This window comes from Methylibium rhizosphaerae (assembly GCF_006386545.1).
GTDB lineage: Bacteria > Pseudomonadota > Gammaproteobacteria > Burkholderiales > Burkholderiaceae_C > Pseudorivibacter > Pseudorivibacter rhizosphaerae.
Genome location: NZ_SWAR01000048.1, coordinates 15,869 through 39,669, shown reverse-complemented (window position 1 = coordinate 39,669; position 23,801 = coordinate 15,869). Strand labels below are relative to the sequence as shown.

Below are 23,801 nucleotides of genomic sequence, written 5' to 3'. Positions count from 1 at the left end.
GGCGCACAGCCACTCTCCGTTCGGGCTGAGGTATCGAAGCCCTTCGACGTTTGGTGGCGGCCCTTCGATACCTCAGGGCGAACGGGTGGTTGTTGTTCGCGCGTGAGATGCCGAATGCCTTCACCGCGGAGGCGCGGAGAGCGCGGAGAACCGCGGAGGAATACAAAGCCTTCTCCGCGGTCCTCCGCGTCCTCCGCGCCTCCGCGGTGAATGAATCGGGTCCATCGTGCCGGCGCAGACTCCACATCCAGCGCGCCCATCCAGATGTCCGAAAACGGCGAGTCGGCTCCGGCCGGCCGCCCATAATGGCCTGCATGGACCTCGATGCAGACGCTGCCTATCTCGCCCTCAAGGCCCGCGACGCGCGCTTCGACGGGCGGCTGTTCGTGGGGGTCACCTCCACCGGCATCTACTGCCGGCCCATCTGCCGCGTGCGCACGCCGCGGCGCGAGAACTGCCGCTTCTTCGAGACGCCGGCGCAGGCCGAGGCCGCCGCCTTCCGGCCGTGTCTGAAGTGCCGCCCGGAAGTGGCCCCGGGGCCGGGGCTGGCGTGGTCGGTGATGGACGCCTCCAGCACGCTGGCCAGGCAGGCCGCCGCGGCGCTCGACCAGGTCGCCTTCGATGCCGACGGTGATTCCGGCCCCACCCTCGCCCGCGTGGCGGCCCAGCTCGGCGTGAGCGACCGCCACCTGCGGCGCATCTTCCAGGCCGAGCATGGCGTGACGCCGGTGCAGTACCTGCAGACGCGCCGGCTGCTGCTGGCCAAGCACCTGCTCACCGACAGCCGCCTCAGCATGGCCCAGGTGGCGCTCGCCAGCGGCTTCGGCAGTCTGCGGCGCTTCAATGCCGCGTTTGCCGAACGCTACCGCCTCAACCCGACCCGCCTTCGTCGTGAAAGCCGCGACGACGCGACCCCGGCAGCCCCGGAAGAGGCCGCGATCGAGCTCACGCTGGGCTGGCGCCCGCCCTACGACGTGGCCGGGCTGCTGCGTTTCTTCGAGCGCCGCGCCATCCCCGGGGTGGAGGCCATCGATGCCGGCGAGCTGCGCCTGCGCCGCACCCTGCGTGCCGGGGTGCTGAGCGACGAGCCGGCCTGGCTCGACGTGCGGTTCGTGCCGTCGCGCCAGCAGGTCAAGCTGCGGCTCGCCCCTGCGCTGGCAGCGGCCACCGGCAGCGTGGCCCAGGCGGCGCGCCGCTGGCTCGACCTCGACGCGTCGCCGGAAGTCATCGACACCGCCCTGGGCGACCTGCCCGGCGGCGGGCTCGGCACCCGCCTGCCCGGCAGCCTCGACGGCTTCGAGCTGGCGGTGCGCGCGGTGCTGGGCCAGCGCGTCACCGTGGCCGCGGCGCGCACGCTGGCGCGACGCCTGGTCGAGCGCTTCGGCAGCCCCATGGCCACGCCCTGGCCGGCATTGGCCACCGCCTTCCCCGCGCCGCAAGCCGTGGCGCAGGCCGAGCCCGACCGCATCGGCGAGCTCGGCATCCTGCGCACCCAGGTCGGCGCCATCCAGTCGCTCGCGCGCGATTGGCCCGAACTCGAGGTGCTGGCTGCCACGCAGGCGCCGCAGGCCCTGGTGCAGCGCCTTGTGCAGACACCCGGCCTGGGCGCCTGGACCGCGCACTACATCGCGATGCGCTGGCGCGGCTGGCCGGACGCCTTTCCGCCCGGCGACGTGGCGGCGCTCAAGGCCATGGGCCTGCCCAAGGGCACGCGCGCCGAACGCGAAGCCGAAGCCCGATCGCTGGCCTGGACGCCGTGGCGCTCGTATGCGCTGCTGCGCTTGTGGAACTCGCTGGAGACCTCGACATGAAGAACCGCCCCGCCTACACCGCCCGGATGACCTTCGAATCGCCGCTGGGCCCGCTCCTGCTGGCGCGCACCGACGCCGGCCTGGCCGGCGCCTGGTTCGAAGGCCAGAAGGACCATCCCGGTACCATCGCCGCGCCCGAGCGTGACGATGACCCACTGCTCAATGAGGCTGCTCGCCAGCTCACCGACTACTGGGCCGGCCAGCGCCGACACTTCGACCTCGCGCTCGACCTGCATGGCACGCCGTTCCAGCTCGACGTATGGCGTGCACTGCTGGCGGTACAGGCCGGGCAGACGCAAAGCTACGGAGAGATCGCCCGCTGCATCGGCACGCCGGCGGCCGTGCGGGCGGTGGGCGCGGCGGTGGGCCGCAACCCGGTATCGGTGGTGGTGCCCTGCCATCGCATCATCGGGCGCGACGGTTCGCTCACCGGCTATGCCGGCGGGCTGCACCGCAAGACCGCACTACTCAAACTCGAAGGAATCCTTTCTTGAAGACACAAGACATCGGGGAGCTGCTGCTGCTGGCAGGGCTGTGGGGGGCATCGTTCCTGTTCATGCGCCTGGGCGCGGGCGAGTTCGGGCCGGTGGCGCTGGCCGCCGTGCGGGTGACGGTGGCCACCGCCTGCCTGCTGCCGCTGCTGTTGTGGCGGGGCCAGGGCGCAGTGCTCGTCAAGTACTGGAGGCCGATCTTCGTGGTGGGGCTGCTCAACTCGGCGCTGCCCTTCCTCTTCTACAGCTATGCCGCGCTGTCCATCACAGCCGGGCTGAGCTCCATCTTCAACGCCACCACGCCGCTGTGGGGCGCGGTGGTGGCCTGGCTATGGCTGAAGGACGGGCTCACGCCGTCGCGGGTGCTGGGCCTCGTGATCGGCTTCGCCGGCGTGGTGTGGCTTGCCTGGGACAAGGCCAGCTTCAAGGCCGGCGCCGACGGCGTGGCCACCGGCTGGGCGGTGGTCGGCTGCCTCACCGCCACGCTGCTCTACGGCATTGCCGCCAGCGCCACCAAACGCTGGCTGACCGGCGTGCCGCCGCTTGCGGTGGCCACCGGCAGCCAGCTGTCGGCCACCATCGCCCTGGCGGTGCCGGCCTTCATCTGGTGGCCTGCCGCGCCGGTGTCGGCCACCTCGTGGGGCGCGGTGCTGCTGCTGGGGGTGCTGAGCACGGCCATCGCCTACGTGCTGTATTTCAGGCTCATCGCGCACATCGGCCCGGCCAACGCGATCGCGGTCACCTTCCTCATCCCGGTGTTCGCTGTGTTGTGGGGCTGGCTGTTCCTGAAGGAGCTCATCACGCCGGCCATGGTGGTGGGCTGCGCGGTCATCGTGCTGGGCACCAGCCTGTCGACCGGTTTCTGGAAGCCGCGGCTGCTGCAGGCAAGGCCGGCGCAAGGCTGAGGCTTCAGTCGAGCGAGATCTTCGAGGTCTGCACGATGTCGCGGTACAGCGCCGCCTGCGGGCCGATGAAGGCCTTCAGCTCCGAACCCTTCATCGGTGCCACGGTGATGCCCGACTCCTGCAGCTTGCTGCGCAGCGCCGGCTGGGCCAGCGCTTCGAGCAGGGCCTTTTCGTAGGCTGCCACGGTGATGGCGGGCGTGCCCGCCTTCACGAACAGGCCCTGCCACAGCGGCAGCGCCAGGCCGCTGAAGCCCTCTTCCTCGCCGATGCGCCGGACCTCCGGCAGCTGGGACACGCGCTGGGTATCCGACACCGACAGCGCCTTGATCCGGCCGTCCTTCAGGAAGGGCATCGCGGTGGAGGCGACCAGCACCGCGCTGTCGAGCACTTCGCCGACCAGGTCGTTGGTGATGGGCGCGCCGCCGCGGTACGGGATGTGCTGCAGCGGCACCCTGGCCCGGGCGCCGATGAGCGAACCGTACAGGTGCTGCATCGTGCCCACCCCAGGCGTGCCGTAGCTGAAGTTCGCCCGGACGCCCTTGCGCAGCGCGGCGATCAGCTCGGAAAGCGTGGAATACGGCGACGACCTGGGCACCGCGAAGATCATCGGCACGGTGGTCATGCGGCCCACCGGCAGCAGGTCCTTGTCCCAGTCGAGCCTCGCCTTGGCGTTGATCATCGGCACCAGCACGGTGTCGGTGCCGCCCATGTAGAGGGTCTGCCCGTCGGCCGGTGCGCTCAGCACCTTCTGCGCGGCCAGCATGCCGCTGGCGCCGGACACGTTTTCGATGAGGACCTGACGGCCCAGCAGCCGCGACAGTTCGGCGCCCACGGCGCGGGCCACGAGGTCGGCGCTGCCGCCGGCCGCATAGCCCACCACCAGCAAGAGCGGCTTGTCGGACTGCGCATGGGCGGCGCCTGAGCCGGCCACGGCCCCTGCCAGCACGGCGAGCGAGAAGCGCCTGCGCTTCATGTTCATGAGGAGCTCCTTCAGAAGGTGTGCTTGAGACCGAGGTCGAATGCCGTCGTGCGGCTCAGCCCCTCGCGCCGGGCGGAGCCCGCGTTGGCGTACAGCAGGCTGCGCTTGCTCAGGTCGTATTGCACGCCGGCCCCGAGCATCGCGGCATCCAGGTTCGTGGCCGGGCGTAGGCGGCCGAGCGACGCATACACCCGCCCGAACCCCACCGGCACCAGCGCAGAGACGGTGAACGACGTGGCGTCGCCGTTGAGCCCGCCTTCGGCACGGCTGTAGCTCGCCTTGGGGAAGACGAAGCCGAAGTCCCAGCCGCCCGCCACCAGCGCGAGGCGGGTGCTGGAATCCAGCCGGTCGAAGCCCGCGGCCGCCCACAACGGGCCCTGCCTGTATTGCAGGTTGCCGGACGACGCCCGCCCGCGCACGCCTTCGCCCAGCGCAGTGGCCAGCTCCAGGCTCACGCCGCCCAGGGTCGGCGACTTGTAGCCCACCGAATTGCTCCAGCGGATGTTCGACGCCTCGACCGCGGCCGCCACCGGCGTGTAGTTGGCATAGGTGTAGGCCGAGCCGAGCTGGCTCACGTAGCTCCACAAGGTGGGGTCGGCATTGAGCGCCACCGCGTAGGCCGCCGAGTACTCGCGCCCGGCATACACCTCGCCCCACTGCCTGCTGCCCAGCGCCACCACCGAACGGCCGAGCCAGAACACGTTGGCATTGCTGGAGGCACCGGTGTCGGCGGCGAAGCGGTGCTCGACCTGGAAGCGGGTGTAGAGGCCTTCGCCCAGGTCTTCCTGGCCGCGCCAGCCGATGCGCGAGGTGTTGCCCGCCTTCAGCGCCCACCTGTCGGGCTGGGCGCCGCGCCCCGGCAGCAGGGCGGCCGGGGTCGTGCCGCTGTTGGCCCTGACGACGCCCATGTCGATGATCCCGTAGATCGATACGGTGGACTGGGCCTGCGCCACACCGACCGAGCCCAGGGCGACGGCGGCGCAGAGCCCCGGCCGCCAAGCGAGTGTCTTCACAACGGTCTCCTTTGTTTGATGGCACCGGCATGGCCGATGTGCCACCAGTATTGTTCTGCGTATTGCATTGTGTCAAACGACCGCATTGTATTGGCGCGCCACGCATCATTGAGATTTGCCTGCGCACAGCCGGGCAGCAGCGCGTACCTGTCAAATACAATATGTATCAACAACCGCCTTTGGGAGTCTGCATGTCGATCGGAATGTTCGAATCCTTCGTCACCGGCCACTGGTTCAGTGCCGAGGCCAAGCGCCTGTGGAGCGACGTCGCCACCCTGCAGGCCTGGCTGGACGTGGAAGCGGCACTGGCACTCGCCCAGGCGGAGCTCGGCGTCATTCCCGCGGACGCGGCAGACACCATTGCCCGCCACGCCGACGCCCGCCTGTTCGACCCGCGCCAGCTGGCCGAGGAGATCGCCTTTGCACAGCACCCGCTGGTGCCGGTGCTGCATCGCTTCGAGGCGTTGTGCGGCGAGCCGGCGGCGGGCTTCATCCACTGGGGCGCCACCACGCAGAACATCTTCGACACGGCCACCGCGCTGCAGATGCGCAGCACGCACGACCTGCTGCGCCGCCACCTCGATGCGGCCATCGCGCGCCTGGGCGCGCTGGCGCTGGCGCACCGCGCCACCCCGCAGGCCGGGCGCACCCATGGGCAGCATGCGGTGCCGATGACCTTCGGCTTCAAGCTGGCCGGCTGGATCGACGAACTCGATCGCGACCGCCACCGTCTCGATGAGCGGCTGGCCGCCTCGTTCCCCGCCTGCATGGGCGGCGCGATCGGCACCTTCGCCGCCATGGGCGCGGCGGGTCGCCAGGTGGAGGCACGCCTGGCCGAACGGCTCGACCTGGTGCCGGCCGGCCTGCCCATGCGGTCTTCCTATGACCGCGCCGCCGACTACATGGCCGCGCTCGGCCTGCTGGCCGGCACGGCCCAGAAGATCGCGCACGACGTGGTGTTCATGCAGCGCACCGAGGTCGCCGAGGTCTCGGAGGACTTCCACGTCGGCAAGGTGGGCAGCTCGACCATGGCGCACAAGCGCAACCCGTCGACCGCGCTGCTGCTCGCGAGCCTGGCCCGCATGCTGCGCTCACGCGTGCCGGCGGCGCTGGAAGCGATGGTGCGCATGGACGAAGGCGATTCGTCGGCCACCAACGTCACCGACACGCTGCTGCCCGAAATCGCCATCATCGCGACCTCGGTGGCCGAGACGCTCAGCCGCCTCGCGCAAGGCCTGGTGGTCGACCCCCAGGCCATGTCGCGCAACCTCGGCTTGTCGAAGGGACTCATCTCGTCGGAAGCGGTGATGATGCGGCTCACTCGGGTGATGGGCCGCCATGAGGCGCACCGCCTCCTTTACGAGGCAGCGCACCGGACGCAGGCCGAAGGCGTGCCGTTCATCACCGCGATCCGGGAGCATGCGCTGCTGGCGGGCAGCGAGCTGGCGCAGGACCTGGCCCGGGCGCTCGAGGCGAGCGCCTACGTGGGCGAATCGGCCGAGCTGGCGGCGGAGGCCGTCGAGCGCGCCAGTCGCCGGCGCTGAGACCGGCCGGAGGCCTTCGCGGGGGGCCCGGCCACCGATGCGCCTTCGCGAAAGGTCACCGGCGTGAACCGCACGCCGTGCGCCGCCGCCGGGTCGCTCCAGCGCGACTGGATGGCCTGGTACAGCGTCTCGATCTGGTCGGCAACGCTGCAGCCCGCCATGTGAAAGAACCCGGCATGTTCGTTGGCCAGGTCGGTGCGGCCCAGCAGCACGACGCTCAGCGACTGCGGTACCTCGATGCCGATGCCTTCGAGCAGCGCGCGGAACCGGGCACCGTCTTCGATGCCCCAGCAGACCAGCGCGGTGAACGGCGGCTGGCCTGCGGCGTCCAGCCCCGCCTCGATGGCGGCGACCAGCCGGTCGGCATAGTCCTGGTCCGGCAGCTGCGGCAAGGCGACGGCCTGCAGCTCGACGTCCGCCAGGGCAGCGCCCAGGTGGTGGAAGCGCCGCCAGCCCATCTGCGTGGCAAGAAAGGGCTGCGAGGTCATGGCGCAGGCGATGCGCCGGTGCCCCTGCTGCCGGAGCATCGCCACGGCAGCGGCCAGCGGCTCGCCCCATTCGACGCCCACCGCCTCCACGTCGGCGCCCACCAGCGCCGCGCCGTCGATGGCGAGCACGTCGCTCCTGTCCTTGAGCGCCGCCAGCAGGTCGATGGGGATGGGGCGGTAGCTCGACTGGACCACGCAGGCGTCGAAGCGGGGCAGGCCCCGCAGCACGGTGCGTGCGTGGTCAGGGTCGGTGTACGACACCTCCAGCACCCGGTGGCCGTCGGCCACGAGCCGGCGCTGCAGGCCTTCGGCCAGCACGCGGCCGCGGGCGATGCTGATCGAGCGGCGCAGCAGCAGCACCGACTTCGCGGCCGGCCCTCGCCTGCGGGCCGCCGCGGCTTCGGGCTGCGGCGCGCCGGCCGCGTCTGCCGGCCGGCCGCTGCCGCCGCGGAAGAACGTGCCCCGGCCGACGTGCGAATCGATCAGCCCGCGGTCCTTGAGGCTCTGCAGTGCTCGCTGCACCACCATCTGCGACGCGCCGAAGCGGCTCATCAGCTCGCGGATCGGCGGGAGGCGATCGCCGGGCCGGGACTGGCCGGCAAGGTCTTCGAGGTACTGCTCGAGTTCAGGGAGGGCGCTGTGCATCGCAAAACAATACAACACATTCGCAGGCGCGCATGCATGGCTGCCCGCCCCGCCACGCATCATCAAACGTGGTGGTGCGCGAGCCGCCTGAAAGGCTCAACATCGTGGCCGCGCCCACCGAGGGAGGAGCCGCCATGCCGAATGCCGCCGACGTCCTGTGGTTCAAGGAGCAGTTCCAGTCAAGCATCGAGCCGGCGCTGGCCGGCACGCCGCTCACCGTGGACATGATCGTCGCGGTGGCCTGCCAGGAAACCGGCCACATCTGGCCGGTGCTGCGCGACAAGGGCCTGGCGGTGCCGCAGATCCTGGCCCTGTGCGTGGGCGACACGCTCGACGCCGACAAGGGCCGCCGGGCCTTCCCGAAGACGCGTGCCGACCTGCTGGCCCGCCCCGGCGGCGCGCAGATGTTCGAGATCGCCCGTGCCGGACTGGTGGCGATGGCGCAGCACATTCCCGGCTTCAGCGGCGCGGCCGCGCGGCCGCACAAGTTCTGCCACGGCTTCGGGCTCTTCCAGTACGACCTGCAGTTCTTCCTGACCGACCCGCAGTACTTCCTGCAGCGGCGCTATGAACACTTCGACGACACGCTGGGCAAGTGCCTGGCCGAGCTGAAGAACGCGCTGAGGAAGCTCGGCTTCGTCGCCCGGCAATCGCTCGACGACCTGGAGCTGGCCGCCGTGGGCATCGCCTACAACACCGGCGGCTTCAAGCCCGGCAAGGGCCTGAAGCAGGGCCATTTCGACGGCCGCAGGTTCTATGGCGAGGCGCTGTTCGACTTCATCCGCCTGTCGAAGACGGTGGCCCTGCCGGGCCAGTCGCCGCCGCTGGCCATGCCGCCGGCCGGCGTGGCCATCTTGCCGCCCCCCACGCCGCCGGCGGCCACCGGGCCCTTCTTCCGGGTGGACACCGCCGTCTCGACGCTGCGGCTGCGCAGCGAGCCGCAGGTCAGCGAGCCGCCCACCGCCAACGTGATCGGCGAGCTGCCCGACGGCCACCTCGTGCGTGCCGTGACCGGCCGCGCCACCCGCGGCTTCATGGAGGTGGAGACCAGCCTGCAGGGCGCGCTGCTGCACGGCTTCGCGTCGACGAAGTTCCTGAAGGCCGAGCCGCAGGCGACCGAGGTGCCGGTGCAGGGCACGGACGAGCCGGCCACCGAACTGCCGCCCGGCGTGACGGCGGTCACCATGCCGCGCCGACCCGGCAGCAGGACGCGCCGCACCGACCTGGCCAACGCCCACTCGCTCAACGAATCGGGCGCCCCGCAGCGGCAGGGCACGAGCGCCGGCGAGCTGCGGGCGGAGCTCGCGGCCATCATCGACTGGCTGGCAGTGGACGAGCCGGCCCATGCGCGCTACCAGCCGCGCCAGGGGCTGACCTTCTGCAACATCTACTGCCACGACTATTGCCACCTGGCCGGCGTGTACCTGCCGCGCGTGTGGTGGAGCGAGTCGGCGCTGCTGCGCCTGCAACGCGGCGAAGTGCTGAAGCCGCTGATCGGCGACACGATCCGCGAGATGCGCGCCAACGACCTGTTCCGCTGGCTGGCCGACTTCGGGCCGGGCTTCGGCTGGCGCCGCACCGGCACGCTCACCAAGCTGCAGACGGCAGCCAACCAGGGCGCCATCGGGCTCATCGTGGCGCGGCGCAAGGAAGACGGCCGCTCGGGGCATGTGGTGGCCGTGGTGCCGGAGACCGAGGCCGAAAGCGCTCGCCGCGACCCGGCGAGCGGCGAGGTGGTGGCCCCGCTGCAGAGCCAGGCCGGCGTGCGCAACTTCCGCTACGGCACCGGCGCGCGCGACTGGTGGCGTGGTGAGCAGTTCGCCGACACCGCGTTCTGGGTGCATGCCTGAGCCGCCGGCTCAGCGCATGGCTTCCACCGGGGCGCTGAAGGTATAGCCCGCGCCCCGCTCGGTCTTGATGTATTCGGGGTGCGCCGGGTCGGCTTCGATCTTGCGGCGCAGCCGCAGGATCTGCACGTCGATGGAGCGGTCGTACACCTCGGCGTTGTGCAGCCGCGAAAGCTCCAGCAGCTGGTCGCGGGTGAGCACCCGCTGCGGCGCCGACAGGAAGGCGGTGAGCAGGCTGAACTCGCCGTTGGTGAGGTCCACCGCCTGGCCGGCGGCCGACTTCAGCTTGCGCAGCCCCACGTTGAGTTCCCAGGCGCCGAAACGGTAGGCGCGCACCTTGGCGATCTCGTCGGCCACAGTGGCCTGCGACCGGGCCCGCCGCAGCAGCGCGCGGATGCGGGCGAGCAGCTCGCGCGGGCTGAACGGCTTGGTGAGGTAGTCGTCGGCGCCGAGCTCCAGGCCCATGACGCGGTCGGCCTCCTCGGCCAGGCCGGTGAGCATGAGGATGGGCACGCTCGAGGTTTCGCGCAGCTTGCGGGCGATCTGCAGGCCGTCTTCGCCGGGCAGGCGCAGGTCGAGGATCACCGCATCGATGGCCTCGCGCGTCATCACCTCGGCGAGCTCCCTGCCGCTGCTCACCGCGGTGACGCGCAGGTCGTAGGCGCTCAGGTACTCGACCACGAGGTCGCGGATGTCCGGATCGTCGTCCAGGGCCAGCACATGCGGCGACAGGTTCGACACGACTTCCATGATGGCTCCACCCCTCATCTGGTTGCTGCGGCACTTGTGCGCTGCGGCAGCTTTCCATCGTAGGGCCCGAAGCGCCGTGAAGGAAGCACCTTCCATGTCAGGCGGCCGGCCTCGGCGTTGCAGTTGTAATCGTGGGCCGCTCGCACAGACATGCGAGTGCAACCTGGCGAGGCCGAAATCGTGCGCAACTGCTCTGTGGAGATCCTCGATGCGCCTCCTGCGCCGGCCCCCTGCCCTGCACCGCCTGACGCCTGCCGGCCGCTGCGCGCCGCACCGCCCATGAACACGACCGATGCCGCCCTGCCGGTGCTGGTGGTGGGTGCCGACCGCGCCACGGCCGAGCTGCTGCGCGAATGGCTGGCCGACAGCGGCTGCGCGGTCGAGGAAGACCCGAGCCGCGGCAGCGGCCCCGGCCGCTACGCGCTCATCGTGGTGGACGTGCCCTACCCCCGCCAGGGCAAGACCGAACCGCTGCAGCGCATGGCGCACGAATATCCGGGCACGCCGGTGATCGCGCTGTCGCCCACCTTCCACCCCAGCGTGGAGCCCAGCGGCGAGGCCGCGCGGGCGCTGGGCGTGCATGCGGTGCTGCCCAAGCCGCTGCACCGCGGCACGCTGGTCGCGGCGGCGCACCGCCTCCTGCAACTGCCGCCGCCACCGCCATGATCCCGATGCGCCGCGCGGTGCCCTGGCTGGGCGTGCTGTTCATCGTGGCCATCGTGGGGCTGGCGGTGTTCGACAGCGTGCGCGGCTACCGCAGCGCGGTGGACGACACCGGCCGCGAGCTCGACACGCAGGCGCGCATCCTGGCCGAGCAGACGGCTCGCAGCCTGCAGGCGGTGGACGTGGTGCTGCGCCACCTGGCCGAGCAGCACCGCCAGGGCAGCTTCAACGCGATGAGCCCGCGCGAGCTGCACCATTACCTGCGCGAGCAGGCGGTCGGGCTGGTGCAGATCGAGGGCCTGCTGCTGCTGCGGCCGGACGGCACACCGGTGGCCACCTCCATCACCTTCCCGCTGCCGCAGCCCACGCCCAACGTGTCGGGCTTCGCGCTGTTCCAGAACATGAAGGCGGGCGCCCAGGGCCTGCAGATCGGCGACGCGCTCAAGAGCGACGTCGACCAGCAGTGGGTGTTTCCCATCACGCGGCGCCTGGAGACCGCCACCGGCGAATTCGCCGGCGCGGTGGGCGCGCGCGGGCGCATCGAATACTTCCAGACCTTCTACCGCGACATCCAGCTCGACCCCGGCACCAAGGCCACGCTGGTGCACCGCAACGGCACGCTGCTGGCGCGCTACCCGCCCGCCGAAGCCTCGCTGGGCAAGCGCTTCGCCCTGATCGACGAAGTGCTCTCCGCGGCCGAAGTCGGCCGCGAAGGCCCCACCCGCACGGTGAGCCCGGTGGACGGTGTGGACCGCTTCGGCGCGGTGCAGATCGTGCCCAACTACCCGCTGGCCGTGCTGGTGACGCGCGATGCCGAGGTGGCGCTGGCGCCGTGGCGCGGGCAGGCGGTGCGTTCGGTGGCCCGCATGCTGGCGCTGGCTGCGCTGGCGGGCCTCCTGCTGGCGCTGGTGTCGCGCCAGCTCACCCGGCTGGGCGCTGCGCAGGCGTCGCTCGAGGCGGCGCGCGATCGTTTCAGCCTCGCCGTGGCCGGCTCCGACGACGGCATCTGGGACTGGGACCGCGCCACCGGCCGCCTGTTCTCGTCGGCCCGTGCCCGCGAGATCCTCGGCATTGCCCACGTGCCCGAGTCCGAGCCGGCCGACCGCTGGTTCGCCTCGCTGCGCATCCACCCCGACGACGAACCGCGCCGGCGCGCCGCCTTCGACGACCACCTCGCCGGCAAGGTGCCCGCCTACGAGGTGGAGCTGCGGGTCAGGCACCCCGACGGCGGCTACCGCTGGGCCGGCGTGCGCGGCGTGTGCGTGCGCGACGCGAGCGGCCGGCCGCAACGCATGGCCGGCTCGGTGAGCGACATCGACGCCCGCAAGCGCGCCGAAGAAGGGCTGCGCCAGAGCGAGGAGCGCTTCGCGCTCGCGGTGGCCGGCTCCAACGACGGGGTGGTGGACTGGGACATCGTGAACGACCGCATGTTCACTTCCATCCGCGCGATGCGCATCGCGGGCGTGGACTCGAACGTCACCACCCGCACCCGCGCCGAGTGGGTGGCGCTGCTGAGGCTGCATCCCGACGACGCGGCCCGCTATGACGACGACTTCCAGCGGCACCTGGCCGGCGAGACCGAGGTGCGCGAAGGCGAGTACCGCGTGCAGCATGCCGACGGCAGCTACCGCTGGGTGCGCGTGCGAGGCACCTCGGTGCGCGATGCGCAAGGCCGCGCCATCCGCTGGGCCGGTTCGGTGAGCGACGTGGACGAGCAGAAGCGCACCGAGCAGGCGCTGCGGCAGAGCGAGGAGCGCTACCAGCTGGCGGTGGCCGGCTCCAACGAAGGCCTGTGGGACTGGGACCTGAAGCGCGACCTGCTGTTCCTGTCGCCGCGCGCCCAGACGCTGATGGGCTGGCAGCCCGGCGAATCGCTGCTGCCGCGCCGCGAATGGATCGCGCGCTCGACCTACCACCCCGACGACATCGCCCATGTGCGGCAGGCCATCTCGGCCCACCTGCATGGCAGCACGCCGCACTTCGAAGTGGAATACCGGCTGCAGCACCGCAGCGGCGAATGGCACTGGTACCGCCAGCGCGGCGTGGCGGTGCGCGACGAGCGCGGCCAGCCGTATCGCATGGCCGGCTCCATGGAAGACATCAGCCGCCGCCGCCATGCCGAAGACGAACGCGAGCGGCTGGAGAAGCAGCTGCGGCAGGCGCAGAAGCTCGAAGCCATCGGCACCCTGGCCGGCGGCATAGCGCACGACTTCAACAACATCCTCGCGGCGATCTTGGGCTACGGCGAGATGGCGCAAAAGGGCGCGGCCGAGGGCAGCGCGATGCGGCGGCACATCGACGCGGCGCTCAGCGCCGGCATGCGGGCCAAGTCGCTGGTGGAGCGCATCCTTGCGTTCAGCCGCAGCGGCGTGGGCGAGCGGGTGCCGGTGCATGTGCAGTCGGTGGTGGCCGAGGCCCTGGAGCTGGTGGCCGCCTCGCTGCCGCACGGCGTGGCGCTCGAACACGACCTCGTCGCAGGCGATGCGGCGCTGATGGGCGACCCGACGCAGATCCACCAGGTGGTGATGAACCTGTGCGCGAATGCCGTGCAGGCCATGAAGGGAGCCGGCACGTTGAGCGTGACCGCGCGCACCGTGCGTTTCGACGAGCCCCGCATGCTGCTCACCACCCGCGCGCCCATCGGCGACTACGTGCAGCTGCGGGTGGCCGACACCGGCATCGGCATGCCTGCGCAGGTGCTCGAGCGCATCTTCGACCCCTTCTTCACCACCAAGGAGGTCGGCGTGGGCACCGGGCTCGGGCTGTCGCTCGTGCACGGCATCGTGACCGACCTGGGCGGCGGCATCGACGTGCAGAGCGCCCCGAGCCACGGCTCCACCTTCACCGTGTACCTGCCCTGGCAGCGCGGCCTGGTGGCCGCGGTGGCCACCGGCGAGTCGGTGCCGCGCGGCGAAGGCGAAACCGTGCTGCTGGTGGACGACGAGGAACCGCTGGTGCGCCTGGGCGAGGAAGTGCTGGCCGAGCTGGGCTACGAACCGGTGGGCTTTTCATCGAGCCTGGCAGCGCTGGCCAGCTTCAGGGCCACGCCGCAGCGCTTTGCCATCGTGGTGTCGGACGAGGCCATGCCCGACATGACCGGCTCCGAACTCGCTCGGGAGATCCGCCGCATCCGGCCGGACATTCCCATCGTGCTGATGAGCGGCTACGTGACCCAGGCGCTCACCCTGCGTGCGCGCGATGCGGGCGTGGTGGAGGTGCTGGCAAAGCCGCTGGTGCAGGGTGAGATTGCACGGAGCCTGGCGGGGGCGTTGAGGGGTTGAGGGGTGTCGATCGCTAGCGGGCAGCCTGCGGCACATTGCGAAAGCTGATGGCCAGCCGGTTGTAGGCGTTCATCAGGCCGATCGCGATCGACAGATCCACGAGCTCCCGCTCGTCGAACACGGCACTGGCGGCCTCGTAAGCAGCGTCGGGCACGCCGGTGTCCGCGACGCGCGTCACGGTTTCGGCCCAGGCCAGCGCGGCGCGCTCGCGGTCGTCGAAGAGGTTCCCAGCCTCCGCCCAGGCCTGGACCAGCGCCAGCTTCTCGACTCGCTGCCCCTTCTTCAGCAGTTCGCGCGTGTGCATGTCGAGGCAGTAGGCGCAGTTGTTGATCTGGGAGATGCGCAGGTAGACCAGCTCGATCAGCGCAGCGGGCAGGCTGCTTTGCATGACGTAGCCGTAGACGCCGCCCAGGGCCTTGACGCCCGCCGGTGCAACTTGCGCGTAGTCGAGACGCTTGCTCATCTGTTCACTCCTATGGGTTGTGGGTGTCATGGGTGAGGCGTGGGGCCAGCCCGCAGCCCTTGGTGCGGAGCGATCTGCGGCACAAGGCGCCGCCGCGTCGTCAGGGCCACGAGCCCCAGGGTCGCTGCGGCCAGAAGCATCAGTACCACCCCGGCCGGCCCGAGCCAGCGGTCACCGAACCTGTCGAGAACATGGCCTGCGATGGCCGAGCCTGCCGATGCCCCGATGTAGATGCCGGAGGAGTGCAAGGCGAGCAGCACCGGCGCGCGCGGCGGGTCGAGCGACACCAGGCGTGCCTGCTGGGTGGCATGCACCGACCAGGCGAACACGCTCCAGATCGCCAGCAGGACCAATGCGATCGGCAGGGGCAGATGGAGCAGCGACATGACCGGAAGCACCATCACCTGCACGGCGCAAAGGATCAGGAGGGTCTTGACCGGCCCCAGGCGGTCGGCCAGGCGCCCACCCAGCGCGTTGCCCGCGACAGCGCCGCCCCCGTAGAGCAGCAGGGCGGCGGCCAGCGCCGACCCCTGAAGCTGGTAGCGCCCTTCGAGGAAGGGTGTCAGATAGGTCAGGAACACGAAGTTGCCGCCGATGAAGAAGACGATGAAGGACAGCGCAAGGAGCAGGCGCGGGTCGACCAGCACCGAGGCCAGCGCCTTCAGCCCTGCGGCATTCGTGGCGATTTGCCGGGGAACGAACCGCAGCACCAGCAGCGCCGCCGCGATCGCCGCCACGGCGATCAGCCAGAAGGTCGCACGGAACCCTGAGACGTCGACCAGCCACGCGCCGATGGGCAGGCCCAGCGCTTGAGCGATGGTCAGCCCCGCGAACACCGTGGCCAGTACACGGCCACGCGTTTTCGGCGTCGAGGTCGCCACGCCGATGGCGCCGGCCACCGGGGTGACGAGGCCACCGCCGATCGCCATCAGCGCGCGGCCGGCCAGCAGCACGGCGAAGCTGCTCGCGGTCGCGCCCACGACGGCGCCTGCGGCAACGAGCAGCAAGCCTGCCGCGAGCACGGTGCGCCGCCCCAGGCGGCCCGACCAGGCAACCAGCAGCGGCGATGCAATGGCATAGGCAGCCGCATACAGCGAAACGACGAGGCCCGCCTGGTGAAGAGGAACATGAAGCTCCTGGATCAACGAGGCCAGCGCGCCGATCACCGCGAAGGCCCCGAGCCCCTGCGCGAAGTTGCTGGCCGCCAGGACGGCATGCAGGCCCCGATGGCTGGACGAGTCCGAAGCCGGGGTCGAGCCGTCGGCACGGTCGGGGAGGCTGGGCTGGCCTGTTGTCGTCATGAGAGTCTCCACGCAGGAAATTTGCTGCCGTGAAGGTACGAGACGCTCGCCGCCGGAAAAAGGCGGTGGGCCGCAATGCGGTTTTGGGGGAAATGAAATAAGGACCTTTGGCCGACCGCGATCTTTGCGAATCGGCCAATGACGTTTTGGCCGTCGCGCGATTTTTCTTCGCCGGCATGCCCTCTAGATTCCGTGCACCCCCACACACGTCATCGAAGGAAACCCCATGAGCACCGACACGAAGACCAAGGGCACGGCGCTGATCACCGGCGCCTCGAGCGGCATCGGCGCCGTCTATGCGCAGCGGCTGGCCCGGCGCGGCTACGACCTCGTGCTGGTCGCGCGCGACACCCAGCGACTGCGGGCCGTGGCCGATCGCATCACTGAAGCCACGGGGCGTGCCGTCGAAGTGGTGGGCGCCGACCTCACCGACCGGACCGACCAGCAACGCATCGAACGTCTGCTGCAGACCCACGGCGGCATCTCGCTGCTGGTCAACAACGCCGGCATCGGCGCGACCCAACCCATGGTGGATTCGGACGTGGAGTCGCTCGACCACCTGCCCAGCGACATCGTGATGGACGTCGAGGAGATGGTCGACGCCGCGCTGGTCGGCTTCGGCCGCCATGAACTCGTGACGATCCCATCGCTGCCCGACGCAGCCGAATGGGAAGCCTTCGATGCGGCGCGGCGGGCGATGGGCCCCAGGCTGTCACGGTCGAGCGTCGCCGCCCGCTACCGGGCCTGAGCAGGCATGCTTCTTCCGCCCTGCGACCTCCGGATCAGGCCCGCCGCAGGCAGGCGTTCTTCTCGAACAGTGCCACCGTCCAGTCGATGAAGACACGCACTTTGGCGCTGAGGTAGCGGTTCGGCGCGTACAGGACGTGAACGGGAATCGCGGGTGTGTCCCACTGCTGCAGCAGGGGCACCAGCCGGCCATCCTGCACCGCGTCATGCACCGCGTAGCTGGGCGCCTGGATGATGCCCAGCCCGGCCAGGCCGGCAGCCCGATAGGAGTTGGTGTCGTTCACGACCAGCTTGTGGTGCAGCGCCAGGTCCGTGACGGACGTTCCTTCGGCATAGCGGAACGGCACCGCGCGGCTGGTGCGCCAGGACATCATGCCCACGGTGTGGCGCTGTGCCAGGTCCTGCGGTGCCTCCGGCGTTCCCTGGGTTCTCAGGAAGGCCGGTGTGGCGCACGTCGTGAAGTGAAAGCTGCCGACCTGCCTGGCCACGATCTGCTGTTCGCCGATCTCACCGACGCGGATCGCGCAGTCGATGCCTTCGGCCACCAGGTCGGCTCGCTGGTTGCCGACACCGAGCTCGACCTCGACATCGGGATAGTCCCTGTAGAACTCGGCCAGTGCCGGCACGACGACCATGGTGCCGATTGCCGAAGCCGTCTCGACGCGCACCTTGCCGGAAGGCTTGCCCTGGGTCAGCCTGGTGGACGACTCGATGTCCGCCAGGTCTGCCAGCAGGCGGACCACACGTTCGTAGTAGGTCGCGCCTTCCGGCGTGACCGTGACCGAGCGGGTCGTGCGGTGCAGCAGACGCACCTTCAGCTCACTCTCGAGCGCCTGGATCAGGCGCGTCACCGTGGCATTCGGCAAGTCGAGCGTGTCGGCGGCTTTCGTGAAGGTGCCGGCTTCCACCACCCGGACGAAGGCCTTCATCGCGGCGATGCGGTCCATGGCGTTGTCCTTCCGATGCGTGCGTGCAGGTGGCGATCATTAGAGCGCATGACCTTCGTTCGGCCGCCGCTGACGCATTGCGGTCCACCCGTCGGCCTCAATGCGATGGGTGAGCAGGTCCTTGCCATACCAGCGCTCGATGCCGACCTCCTGCATGCCCAGGCGCTTCATCACGTTCGCCGACGCGGTATTGGCCGGGTCACAGACAGCAAGGAGCTCTTGCGCATTCAAGTCCTTGAACGCGAAATCCCCCATCGCCCGCGCCGCCTCCACGGCCAGGCCTTGCCCCCACCGATCCCGCCGAAGCCTCCATCCCATTTCCAGCGGACACGCCAGGTCGGGTACCAAGGTCGCCTCTCGCCGCAGATTCTGAACGGCGCCCGCGCCGACGAGCTCTTCGGTCTCCAGCTCGATGAGCGCCCACCATGAATAGCCGACCTCCGCCCACCGCTTCATGACGCGCTCGATGAGCACGCGGGTTTCTTCGAGCGTCTCAGGTCGGCCTCCCGAGAGATAGCGCATCACCTCCGGGTCGGAGTTCATCTCGTTCAAGCCGGCGAGGTGGCCCTCGGTGAACGGTTCCAAGCGGAGTCGATTCGTGGTCAGCAGCGTCATGGTCAGAGGGACATCGTCAGCAACAGGACCGCGCGATGCTGGCGAAGCATGTCGGGTTGGTCAATGGGTGGCGGCCAACCGGCCTCGGCCTGGCCATCAGCCGCCGGCTGGTGGAGATGATGGGCGGCGAGATCGGCGTCACCAGCGAGCCCGGCCGGGGCAGTTGCTTCCGCTTCACCGCGCGCTTCGGGCTGCAGGCGAGCACGAGCGCTTCGATGCCGTGCTGATGGACTGCCAGATGCCGGTGATGGACGGTTACGCGACCACCGCGGCCCTGCGCCGGCAGCCGGCGCTGCGCGACCTGGCGCACGAGGTGGCGCGCGAACTGGACCATGCCCTCGCCGCCCTGAGCAGATCCGAGCGCATATCCGCCTACTGCCCCCCCCACCACGCGCAGCGGTTGCGGCCGTTTGAGCGCAGAATTGCGAACGTCGGTCAGAGGACCGCACCCGGACAAGCCGCGCGGGGAGGTCACGAGCTCGGAGACAACTCCATGTCCAAGCGCATTGTCTACACGATCGCCTTCGGAGCCACCGCCCTGGTGGTGCTTGCCGTGTTGTTCGTCGGAGCGTACAAGCGGCAACCGGACGTGCTGCCCGCCGCACCGGTCGAGGACGGCTTCCTGCACGGGCAGACCGTGCGCATGCTCATCGTCGGCGATCCGTTCTCCATCGCGCTGCGCGCCGGCACGCGTGAACTGGGCCGCCGCGCCGGGGGCAGCGTCGAGATCGAAGTGGTGGGCTACGACGATGTGCGCCGGCTCACGCAGCTCAATGCGCGCGACCAGCGCTCGGCCTACGACATCGTCAGCTTCGACAGCGTGTGGGCCGGCGAGTACGGCGCCGCCGGCCTGCTGCTGCCGCTGAACGACTTGATCAAGGCATCGGCGGCCACGCTCCGCCCCGAAGACTTCCTCGAGATCGCCTACCGACAGGCACAGTTCAAGGGCCAACAGCTCGGTCTGCCGATCCAGCCGCACCCCGAGTTGCTCTGGGTTCGCCGCGACCTGTTCGACAAGGCCGGCGTCGCCGCTCCGCTGACCACCGACGAGTTGCTGGCGGCGGCGAAGCGCTTCACGCAACCGGCGCAAGGTCAGTTCGGCATTTGCTGGAATGGCCAGCGCGGTCAGGCGCTTGGCCAGCAGATGGCGCATTTCTACGCGGCGTTTGGCCAGCCGCTGCTCGACGCCGGCGGACGTCCGGCCCTGAACACCCCGCGCGGCATTGCCGCGGCGCGCTTTGCGCAGAGCCTGCTGCCGTTTTCACCGCCCGACATCCTGAACATGGCCTGGGACCATCGGCCTGTGCGTTTTGCCAAGGGCGGCTGCGTGATGACCTACGAATGGGCCGCGCGCAGCTATCTGGTCGAGGAGGACCCCGGCTCGCAAGTCATCGGACGTGTCGGGTATGAAGCGGCGCCGCACGCACCGGATGCCAAGCCGATCACCTCGATCGGCACCTGGAGCCTCGGCATCCCCGCCAACATCGGCGCGCGGCGCGACGTCGCCTGGCAGTTCCTGGCGTGGCTGACCAGCAGCGACATCGAGCGCTGGCTGGCGCAACAGGGCAACGGCGGCATGCCGCGATACTCGGTCATGCGCGACCCAGCGCTCGCGCAGCGCTACCCGGCGTTCAAGACCGTCGCGCGCCTGGGCAGCGCCGGCCAGCTCGACGACTGGATGCGCCCGGCCGTGCCGCAGTGGTCGGCCTTGGCCGACATACTGGGCACCGTGTACCACGACATGCTGCGCGGCGAGTTGACGCCTGAACAGGCTGCCGCACGCGCTCAGCAGCAGGCCGAGGTGCTGTTCTCCGCCCCGCCCAAGTAAGGGCCCGCACGCATGAACTCACCGCAGCCGGAGCGCATCACGGCGCGTTGGTCGGGCCTGGGGCTGCGGCACCAGTTGATCGTCGCGTTCGTCGCCGTGATCCTCGTGCCGACGGCGATCATCTCCGTCTACAGCCTGAGCCGCAGCCGCGAGTTGCTCATCCAGATGGCCCGCGACGAGGGTTTGCGCAGCGCGGGGGCACGCGCGGCGGCGGCCGCGCGCCAGCTCTCCGAGATCGGCGCCGATCTACAGGTCATCGTCCAGGCGCCCGCCTTGCGCCGCTACCTGAACGCGGCGCCGGGCGCCGACCGCGCGAGCGTCGCGCGGGAGGTTGAGCGCTACTTTGCCGGCTTGCTCAAGCGCTGGGCGGAGCGCTACAGCCGTCTGTGCCTGCTCGACAGCAGCGGCCACGAGGTGAGCTGCGCGCTGCTCGGCGACGGCGGGCCGTCGGTGCTGCCGCCCGGCGAGTTGGCCGATCGTTCAGCCGAGCCGTATTTTGCGGGGGCGCTGCAGTTGCGCGCGATTCCCGGGCAGGAGTCGATCTACATCTCGGAGCTCACGCTGGAGGCACCGAGCCGCCAGGGACCTGCCGCGCCGGTGCTGCGCTATGCGACGGCGCTGCAGAGCGACAGTGGCCTGCTCGACGGCGTGGTCGTGCTGCACGCGCTTGTCGCGCCGGTACTGGGCACGCTCGAGCAGTCCGCCGCGGGCGCGGCGTCCACCTACGTCGTCGACCGCCAGGGGCACTACTTGTTGCACCCCGATCCGACGCGCCGCTTCGAGCACCTGCGCGGCGGCGGCGTGTCGCTGCGCAGCGAACGCCCGCGCGACGCGGCGGTGATCCTCGATCAGTCGTCCGGCACGCTCTATGCGTCGGTCGACCGGCCCGATGCCCTGCAGGTGTTCACCCGCATCCGGCCGCCCGGGCAGAGCAGCGTGCTATGGACACTGATCGACGAGCAGTCGCTCGATGCGATCCTCGTCCAGGTGCGCCGGACGCGCAATGTCATCGTGTCGGTGGCCGCGGTCGCCCTGCTGCTGGCCACCGTCATCGCGCTGCGCCTGACGCGCGGCATCGTGCGACCCATCGGTGCCCTGGCGAAGGCGGCGGATGCAATCCGCCAAGGGGATCTCGACACGCCCCTGCCCGCGGCAACGCAGCCCGACGAGGTCGGCGTCCTGACGCGCGCCTTCGCACAAATGGCCGCGCGGGTGCGCGAGCTCGTCGGCACCCTGCAGCAGCGCGTCGCCGACCTCGAACGCAGTGACGCGGCCTTGCGGTCCGGCCAGGCCCGGCTGCGGCAGATGATCGATTCCAACCTCGCCGGCATCGTCTTCTTCGACCTCGAGGGCCACGCCATAGAGGCCAACGATGCCTACCTGCGCATCGTCGGCTATGACCGCGAGGACTTGCGCGAGGGGCGCATCCATCGCGAGCTGCTGACCCCTCCGGAGTACCAGGAGGTGACGGCCCGTGCCATGGCGGAAGTTCGCGCGCTCGGTGCCTGCACACCCTACGAGAAGGAATTCGTTCGCAAGGATGGCAGCCGGGTGCCGGTCCTGATCGGCGTTGCCATGGCCGAGCCTGGATCGAATCAGGCCGTCGCTTTCGTTCTCGATCGCACCGCCAGCAAGCAAGCCGAGATCGAGCGCGATGCCCGCGCGGCGGCGGAGCTTGCAAGCCGTGCCAAGAGCGAGTTCCTGACCCGCATGAGCCATGAGTTGCGCACGCCGCTCAACGGCATCCTCGGCTTCGCGCAGATCCTGCAGGGCGACGAGATATTGACCCAGCGGCAGGCCCGAGGGCTCAGTGTCATCGCCGAGAGTGGGCAGCACCTGCTCACGCTCATCAACGACATCCTGGATCTGGCGCGCATCGATGCGGCCAAGCTCGAGTTGTCTCCCACCGAGATCGACCTGCCTGCGTTCCTGCAGGTGGTGTGCGACATGATCCGCGTCAAAGCCGAGGAAAAGGGCCTGCTGTTCGTCTACCAGGCCGCGTCCGATCTGCCTGCCACCATTTGCATCGACGAGAAGCGGCTGCGCCAGGTGCTGCTCAACCTGATGTCGAATGCCGTGAAGTTCACCGATGCGGGCCAGGTGACGCTGCGCGTGACGCAGCTGCAGCTGCAGCCGACGCCGTCTTCGGCCGCTGTGCTGGCGCGCCTGCGCTTCGAGGTCGAGGACGAGGGGATCGGCATGACCAAGGCACAGCTGGCGCGGCTGTTCCAGCCCTTCGAGCAGGTGGCCGAGATGGAGCGGCGCGAGGGCGGAACCGGTCTGGGCCTGGCCATCAGTCGGCAGCTGATCCGTCTGATGAACGGCGACATCCAGGTGCGCAGCCAGCTGGACGCGGGCAGCGTCTTCTCGTTCGAGATCGAGGTGCCCGCCACGCAGGCGCAGATTCACGCGGTACCTGAGTGCAGCGCGCCGATTGGCTACGAAGGTGAGCGTCGAAAGGTCCTGGTGATCGACGACGTGCCGCAGAGCCGCGCGATGCTGCTCGATGCCCTGGGAACGCTGGGCTTCGAGATGGCCCACGCATGTGATGGCGAAGAGGCGCTCGCGGTGGCGGCCCGGTTCCGGCCCGACCTCGTCGTGATGGACATGATGATGACGGTGACGGACCGCTTCGAGGCAACGCGGCGGCTGCGACGTGCGCCGGAAACCGCCAAGGTTCCCGTCATCGTCGGGTCGGCCGGTGCCACCGCGCCAGTGCAGGCGCGCAGCCCCGAAGCTGGCGCCAACGCGTCCGGCAGGCCCGTCGCGCAGCCCGCGCTCCTGGATGCGATCGCCGCGCTGCTGAACCTGACCTGGATCCGCGAGGCATCGGCTGTCCTGCCGGACAAGGCGCTGCAGCACCTCGCCAACCAACAGCACCCCGCCGGCGCGCGGCCGGCCAGGCGGGTCTCGCCAGCGACGCCGATCGATGCGGGCAGCACGGCGATCGACCTGGCTTCCCGCCAGCCAGCCCACGCCACGCGATCCGAAGCGGGCTCCCTCGGCCGTGCAGCCAGCCTGAAGGGTGCGCGCATCCTGCTGGTCGAGGACAACCCCATCAACCGGGAAGTCGCCCTGAATGTGCTGAGTCGTGCCGGCATCGTCGTCAGCGTCGCTTGCGACGGCCAGGAGGCGCTCGACGCGCTGGACGGCCAGCGTTTCGACGGCGTGCTCATGGACTGCCAGATGCCGGTGCTGGACGGCTACGCCACGGTCCGGGCACTTCGGCGGCAGCCGCATCTGCGGGATCTGCCGGTCATCGCGATGACCGCCAACGCGATGGTTGGCGACCGCGACAAGGTGCTCGCCGCGGGCATGAACGACCACATCGCCAAGCCGATCAAGATCGACGAGCTGTTTGCTACGCTGGCGCGCTGGGTGCGCCCGGCCACGGCCGACTCACCCGGCGTCGAGAACGCCGGGGCCGGCGCCGATCCGCTTGCCGAGTTGCCCGGCATCGACACCCACGACGCTGAAAACTGA

General features: G+C 70.2%; 18 protein-coding genes and 1 pseudogene. 11 read left to right on the top strand and 8 right to left on the bottom strand.

The window, feature by feature from the left end; genetic code table 11:
- Positions 1-314 precede the first annotated feature (314 nt).
- From E8D38_RS24280 to E8D38_RS24270, 3 genes are read left to right on the top strand one after another with little or no spacing between them, the layout of a single operon-like run.
- Complete coding sequence (locus tag E8D38_RS24280; protein ID WP_246099637.1) at positions 315-1,811, top strand: Ada metal-binding domain-containing protein; 1,497 nt, start codon at positions 315-317, stop codon at positions 1,809-1,811.
- Positions 1,808-2,305: a methylated-DNA--[protein]-cysteine S-methyltransferase gene (locus E8D38_RS24275; protein ID WP_140636535.1), complete on the top strand. Its 498-nt coding sequence runs from the start codon at positions 1,808-1,810 to the stop codon at positions 2,303-2,305. Before E8D38_RS24280 ends, E8D38_RS24275 begins: the two co-directional genes overlap by 4 nt.
- The gene (locus tag E8D38_RS24270) at positions 2,302-3,207 is read left to right on the top strand and encodes a DMT family transporter (protein WP_140636533.1); all 906 of its coding nucleotides are present in this window, start codon (positions 2,302-2,304) and stop codon (positions 3,205-3,207) included. Before E8D38_RS24275 ends, E8D38_RS24270 begins: the two co-directional genes overlap by 4 nt.
- A 4-nt stretch (positions 3,208-3,211) precedes the next feature.
- Here E8D38_RS24270 and E8D38_RS24265 read toward each other — a convergent pair whose 3' ends face one another.
- A complete protein-coding gene (locus E8D38_RS24265) occupies positions 3,212-4,186 on the bottom strand; it encodes a Bug family tripartite tricarboxylate transporter substrate binding protein (protein ID WP_246099636.1) in 975 nt (324 codons plus the stop codon).
- Between the two features lie 11 nt (positions 4,187-4,197).
- A complete protein-coding gene (locus E8D38_RS24260; protein WP_140636531.1) occupies positions 4,198-5,199 on the bottom strand; it encodes a porin in 1,002 nt (333 codons plus the stop codon).
- 191 nt (positions 5,200-5,390) lie between these two features.
- On the opposite strand from E8D38_RS24260, the gene E8D38_RS24255 reads away from it, so the two are divergent.
- A complete protein-coding gene (locus E8D38_RS24255) occupies positions 5,391-6,743 on the top strand; it encodes a class-II fumarase/aspartase family protein (RefSeq protein ID WP_140636529.1) in 1,353 nt (450 codons plus the stop codon).
- Here E8D38_RS24255 and E8D38_RS24250 read toward each other — a convergent pair.
- On the bottom strand, positions 6,680-7,876 hold the full coding sequence (locus tag E8D38_RS24250) for a GntR family transcriptional regulator (RefSeq protein WP_140636527.1): 1,197 nt from the start codon (positions 7,874-7,876) through the stop codon (positions 6,680-6,682). The two genes, E8D38_RS24255 and E8D38_RS24250, sit on opposite strands and share 64 nt — an antisense overlap.
- 134 nt (positions 7,877-8,010) lie before the next feature.
- On the opposite strand from E8D38_RS24250, the gene E8D38_RS24245 reads away from it, so the two are divergent.
- Positions 8,011-9,726: a hypothetical protein gene (locus tag E8D38_RS24245; RefSeq protein WP_140636525.1), complete on the top strand. Its 1,716-nt coding sequence runs from the start codon at positions 8,011-8,013 to the stop codon at positions 9,724-9,726.
- A 9-nt stretch (positions 9,727-9,735) separates the two neighbouring features.
- On the opposite strand, the gene E8D38_RS24240 is transcribed toward E8D38_RS24245, so the two are convergent.
- Complete coding sequence (locus tag E8D38_RS24240; RefSeq protein ID WP_140636523.1) at positions 9,736-10,473, bottom strand: response regulator; 738 nt, start codon at positions 10,471-10,473, stop codon at positions 9,736-9,738.
- A gap of 279 nt (positions 10,474-10,752) precedes the next feature.
- On the opposite strand from E8D38_RS24240, the gene E8D38_RS24235 reads away from it, so the two are divergent.
- Both E8D38_RS24235 and E8D38_RS24230 read left to right on the top strand, forming a co-directional pair.
- Positions 10,753-11,139: an ANTAR domain-containing protein gene (locus E8D38_RS24235; protein WP_140636520.1), complete on the top strand. Its 387-nt coding sequence runs from the start codon at positions 10,753-10,755 to the stop codon at positions 11,137-11,139.
- Complete coding sequence (locus E8D38_RS24230) at positions 11,136-14,417, top strand: PAS domain-containing protein (protein WP_140636518.1); 3,282 nt, start codon at positions 11,136-11,138, stop codon at positions 14,415-14,417. The genes E8D38_RS24235 and E8D38_RS24230 overlap by 4 nt, the downstream gene beginning before the upstream one ends.
- Positions 14,418-14,430: 13 nt before the next feature.
- Here E8D38_RS24230 and E8D38_RS24225 read toward each other — a convergent pair whose 3' ends face one another.
- Together E8D38_RS24225 and E8D38_RS24220 are read right to left on the bottom strand one after the other, a co-directional pair.
- Positions 14,431-14,880 carry a carboxymuconolactone decarboxylase family protein gene (locus E8D38_RS24225; protein ID WP_140636516.1) on the bottom strand — a complete coding sequence of 150 codons (450 nt, stop codon included), beginning with the start codon at positions 14,878-14,880 and terminating at the stop codon, positions 14,431-14,433.
- A gap of 26 nt (positions 14,881-14,906) precedes the next feature.
- Positions 14,907-16,181 carry an MFS transporter gene (locus tag E8D38_RS24220; RefSeq protein ID WP_140636514.1) on the bottom strand — a complete coding sequence of 425 codons (1,275 nt, stop codon included), beginning with the start codon at positions 16,179-16,181 and terminating at the stop codon, positions 14,907-14,909.
- Between the two features lie 226 nt (positions 16,182-16,407).
- Here E8D38_RS24220 and E8D38_RS24215 point away from each other — a divergent pair, with 226 nt between their 5' ends.
- On the top strand, positions 16,408-16,929 hold the full coding sequence (locus tag E8D38_RS24215; RefSeq protein ID WP_140636512.1) for an SDR family NAD(P)-dependent oxidoreductase: 522 nt from the start codon (positions 16,408-16,410) through the stop codon (positions 16,927-16,929).
- 34 nt (positions 16,930-16,963) lie between these two features.
- Here the strand turns inward: E8D38_RS24215 and E8D38_RS24210 are convergent, their stop codons facing one another.
- A complete protein-coding gene (locus tag E8D38_RS24210) occupies positions 16,964-17,875 on the bottom strand; it encodes a LysR family transcriptional regulator (protein WP_140636510.1) in 912 nt (303 codons plus the stop codon).
- A 39-nt stretch (positions 17,876-17,914) separates the two neighbouring features.
- Complete coding sequence (locus E8D38_RS24205) at positions 17,915-18,490, bottom strand: GNAT family N-acetyltransferase (RefSeq protein WP_140636508.1); 576 nt, start codon at positions 18,488-18,490, stop codon at positions 17,915-17,917.
- Between the two features lie 77 nt (positions 18,491-18,567).
- On the opposite strand from E8D38_RS24205, the pseudogene E8D38_RS29545 reads away from it, so the two are divergent.
- From E8D38_RS29545 to E8D38_RS24190, 3 genes and pseudogenes are all read left to right on the top strand, one after another.
- Positions 18,568-18,684: pseudogene (locus tag E8D38_RS29545) on the top strand (ATP-binding protein); the annotation flags it as partial.
- A 44-nt stretch (positions 18,685-18,728) separates the two neighbouring features.
- The gene (locus tag E8D38_RS24195; protein ID WP_181179399.1) at positions 18,729-20,318 is read left to right on the top strand and encodes an extracellular solute-binding protein; all 1,590 of its coding nucleotides are present in this window, start codon (positions 18,729-18,731) and stop codon (positions 20,316-20,318) included.
- Between the two features lie 12 nt (positions 20,319-20,330).
- Positions 20,331-23,801: a response regulator gene (locus E8D38_RS24190; RefSeq protein WP_140636504.1), complete on the top strand. Its 3,471-nt coding sequence runs from the start codon at positions 20,331-20,333 to the stop codon at positions 23,799-23,801.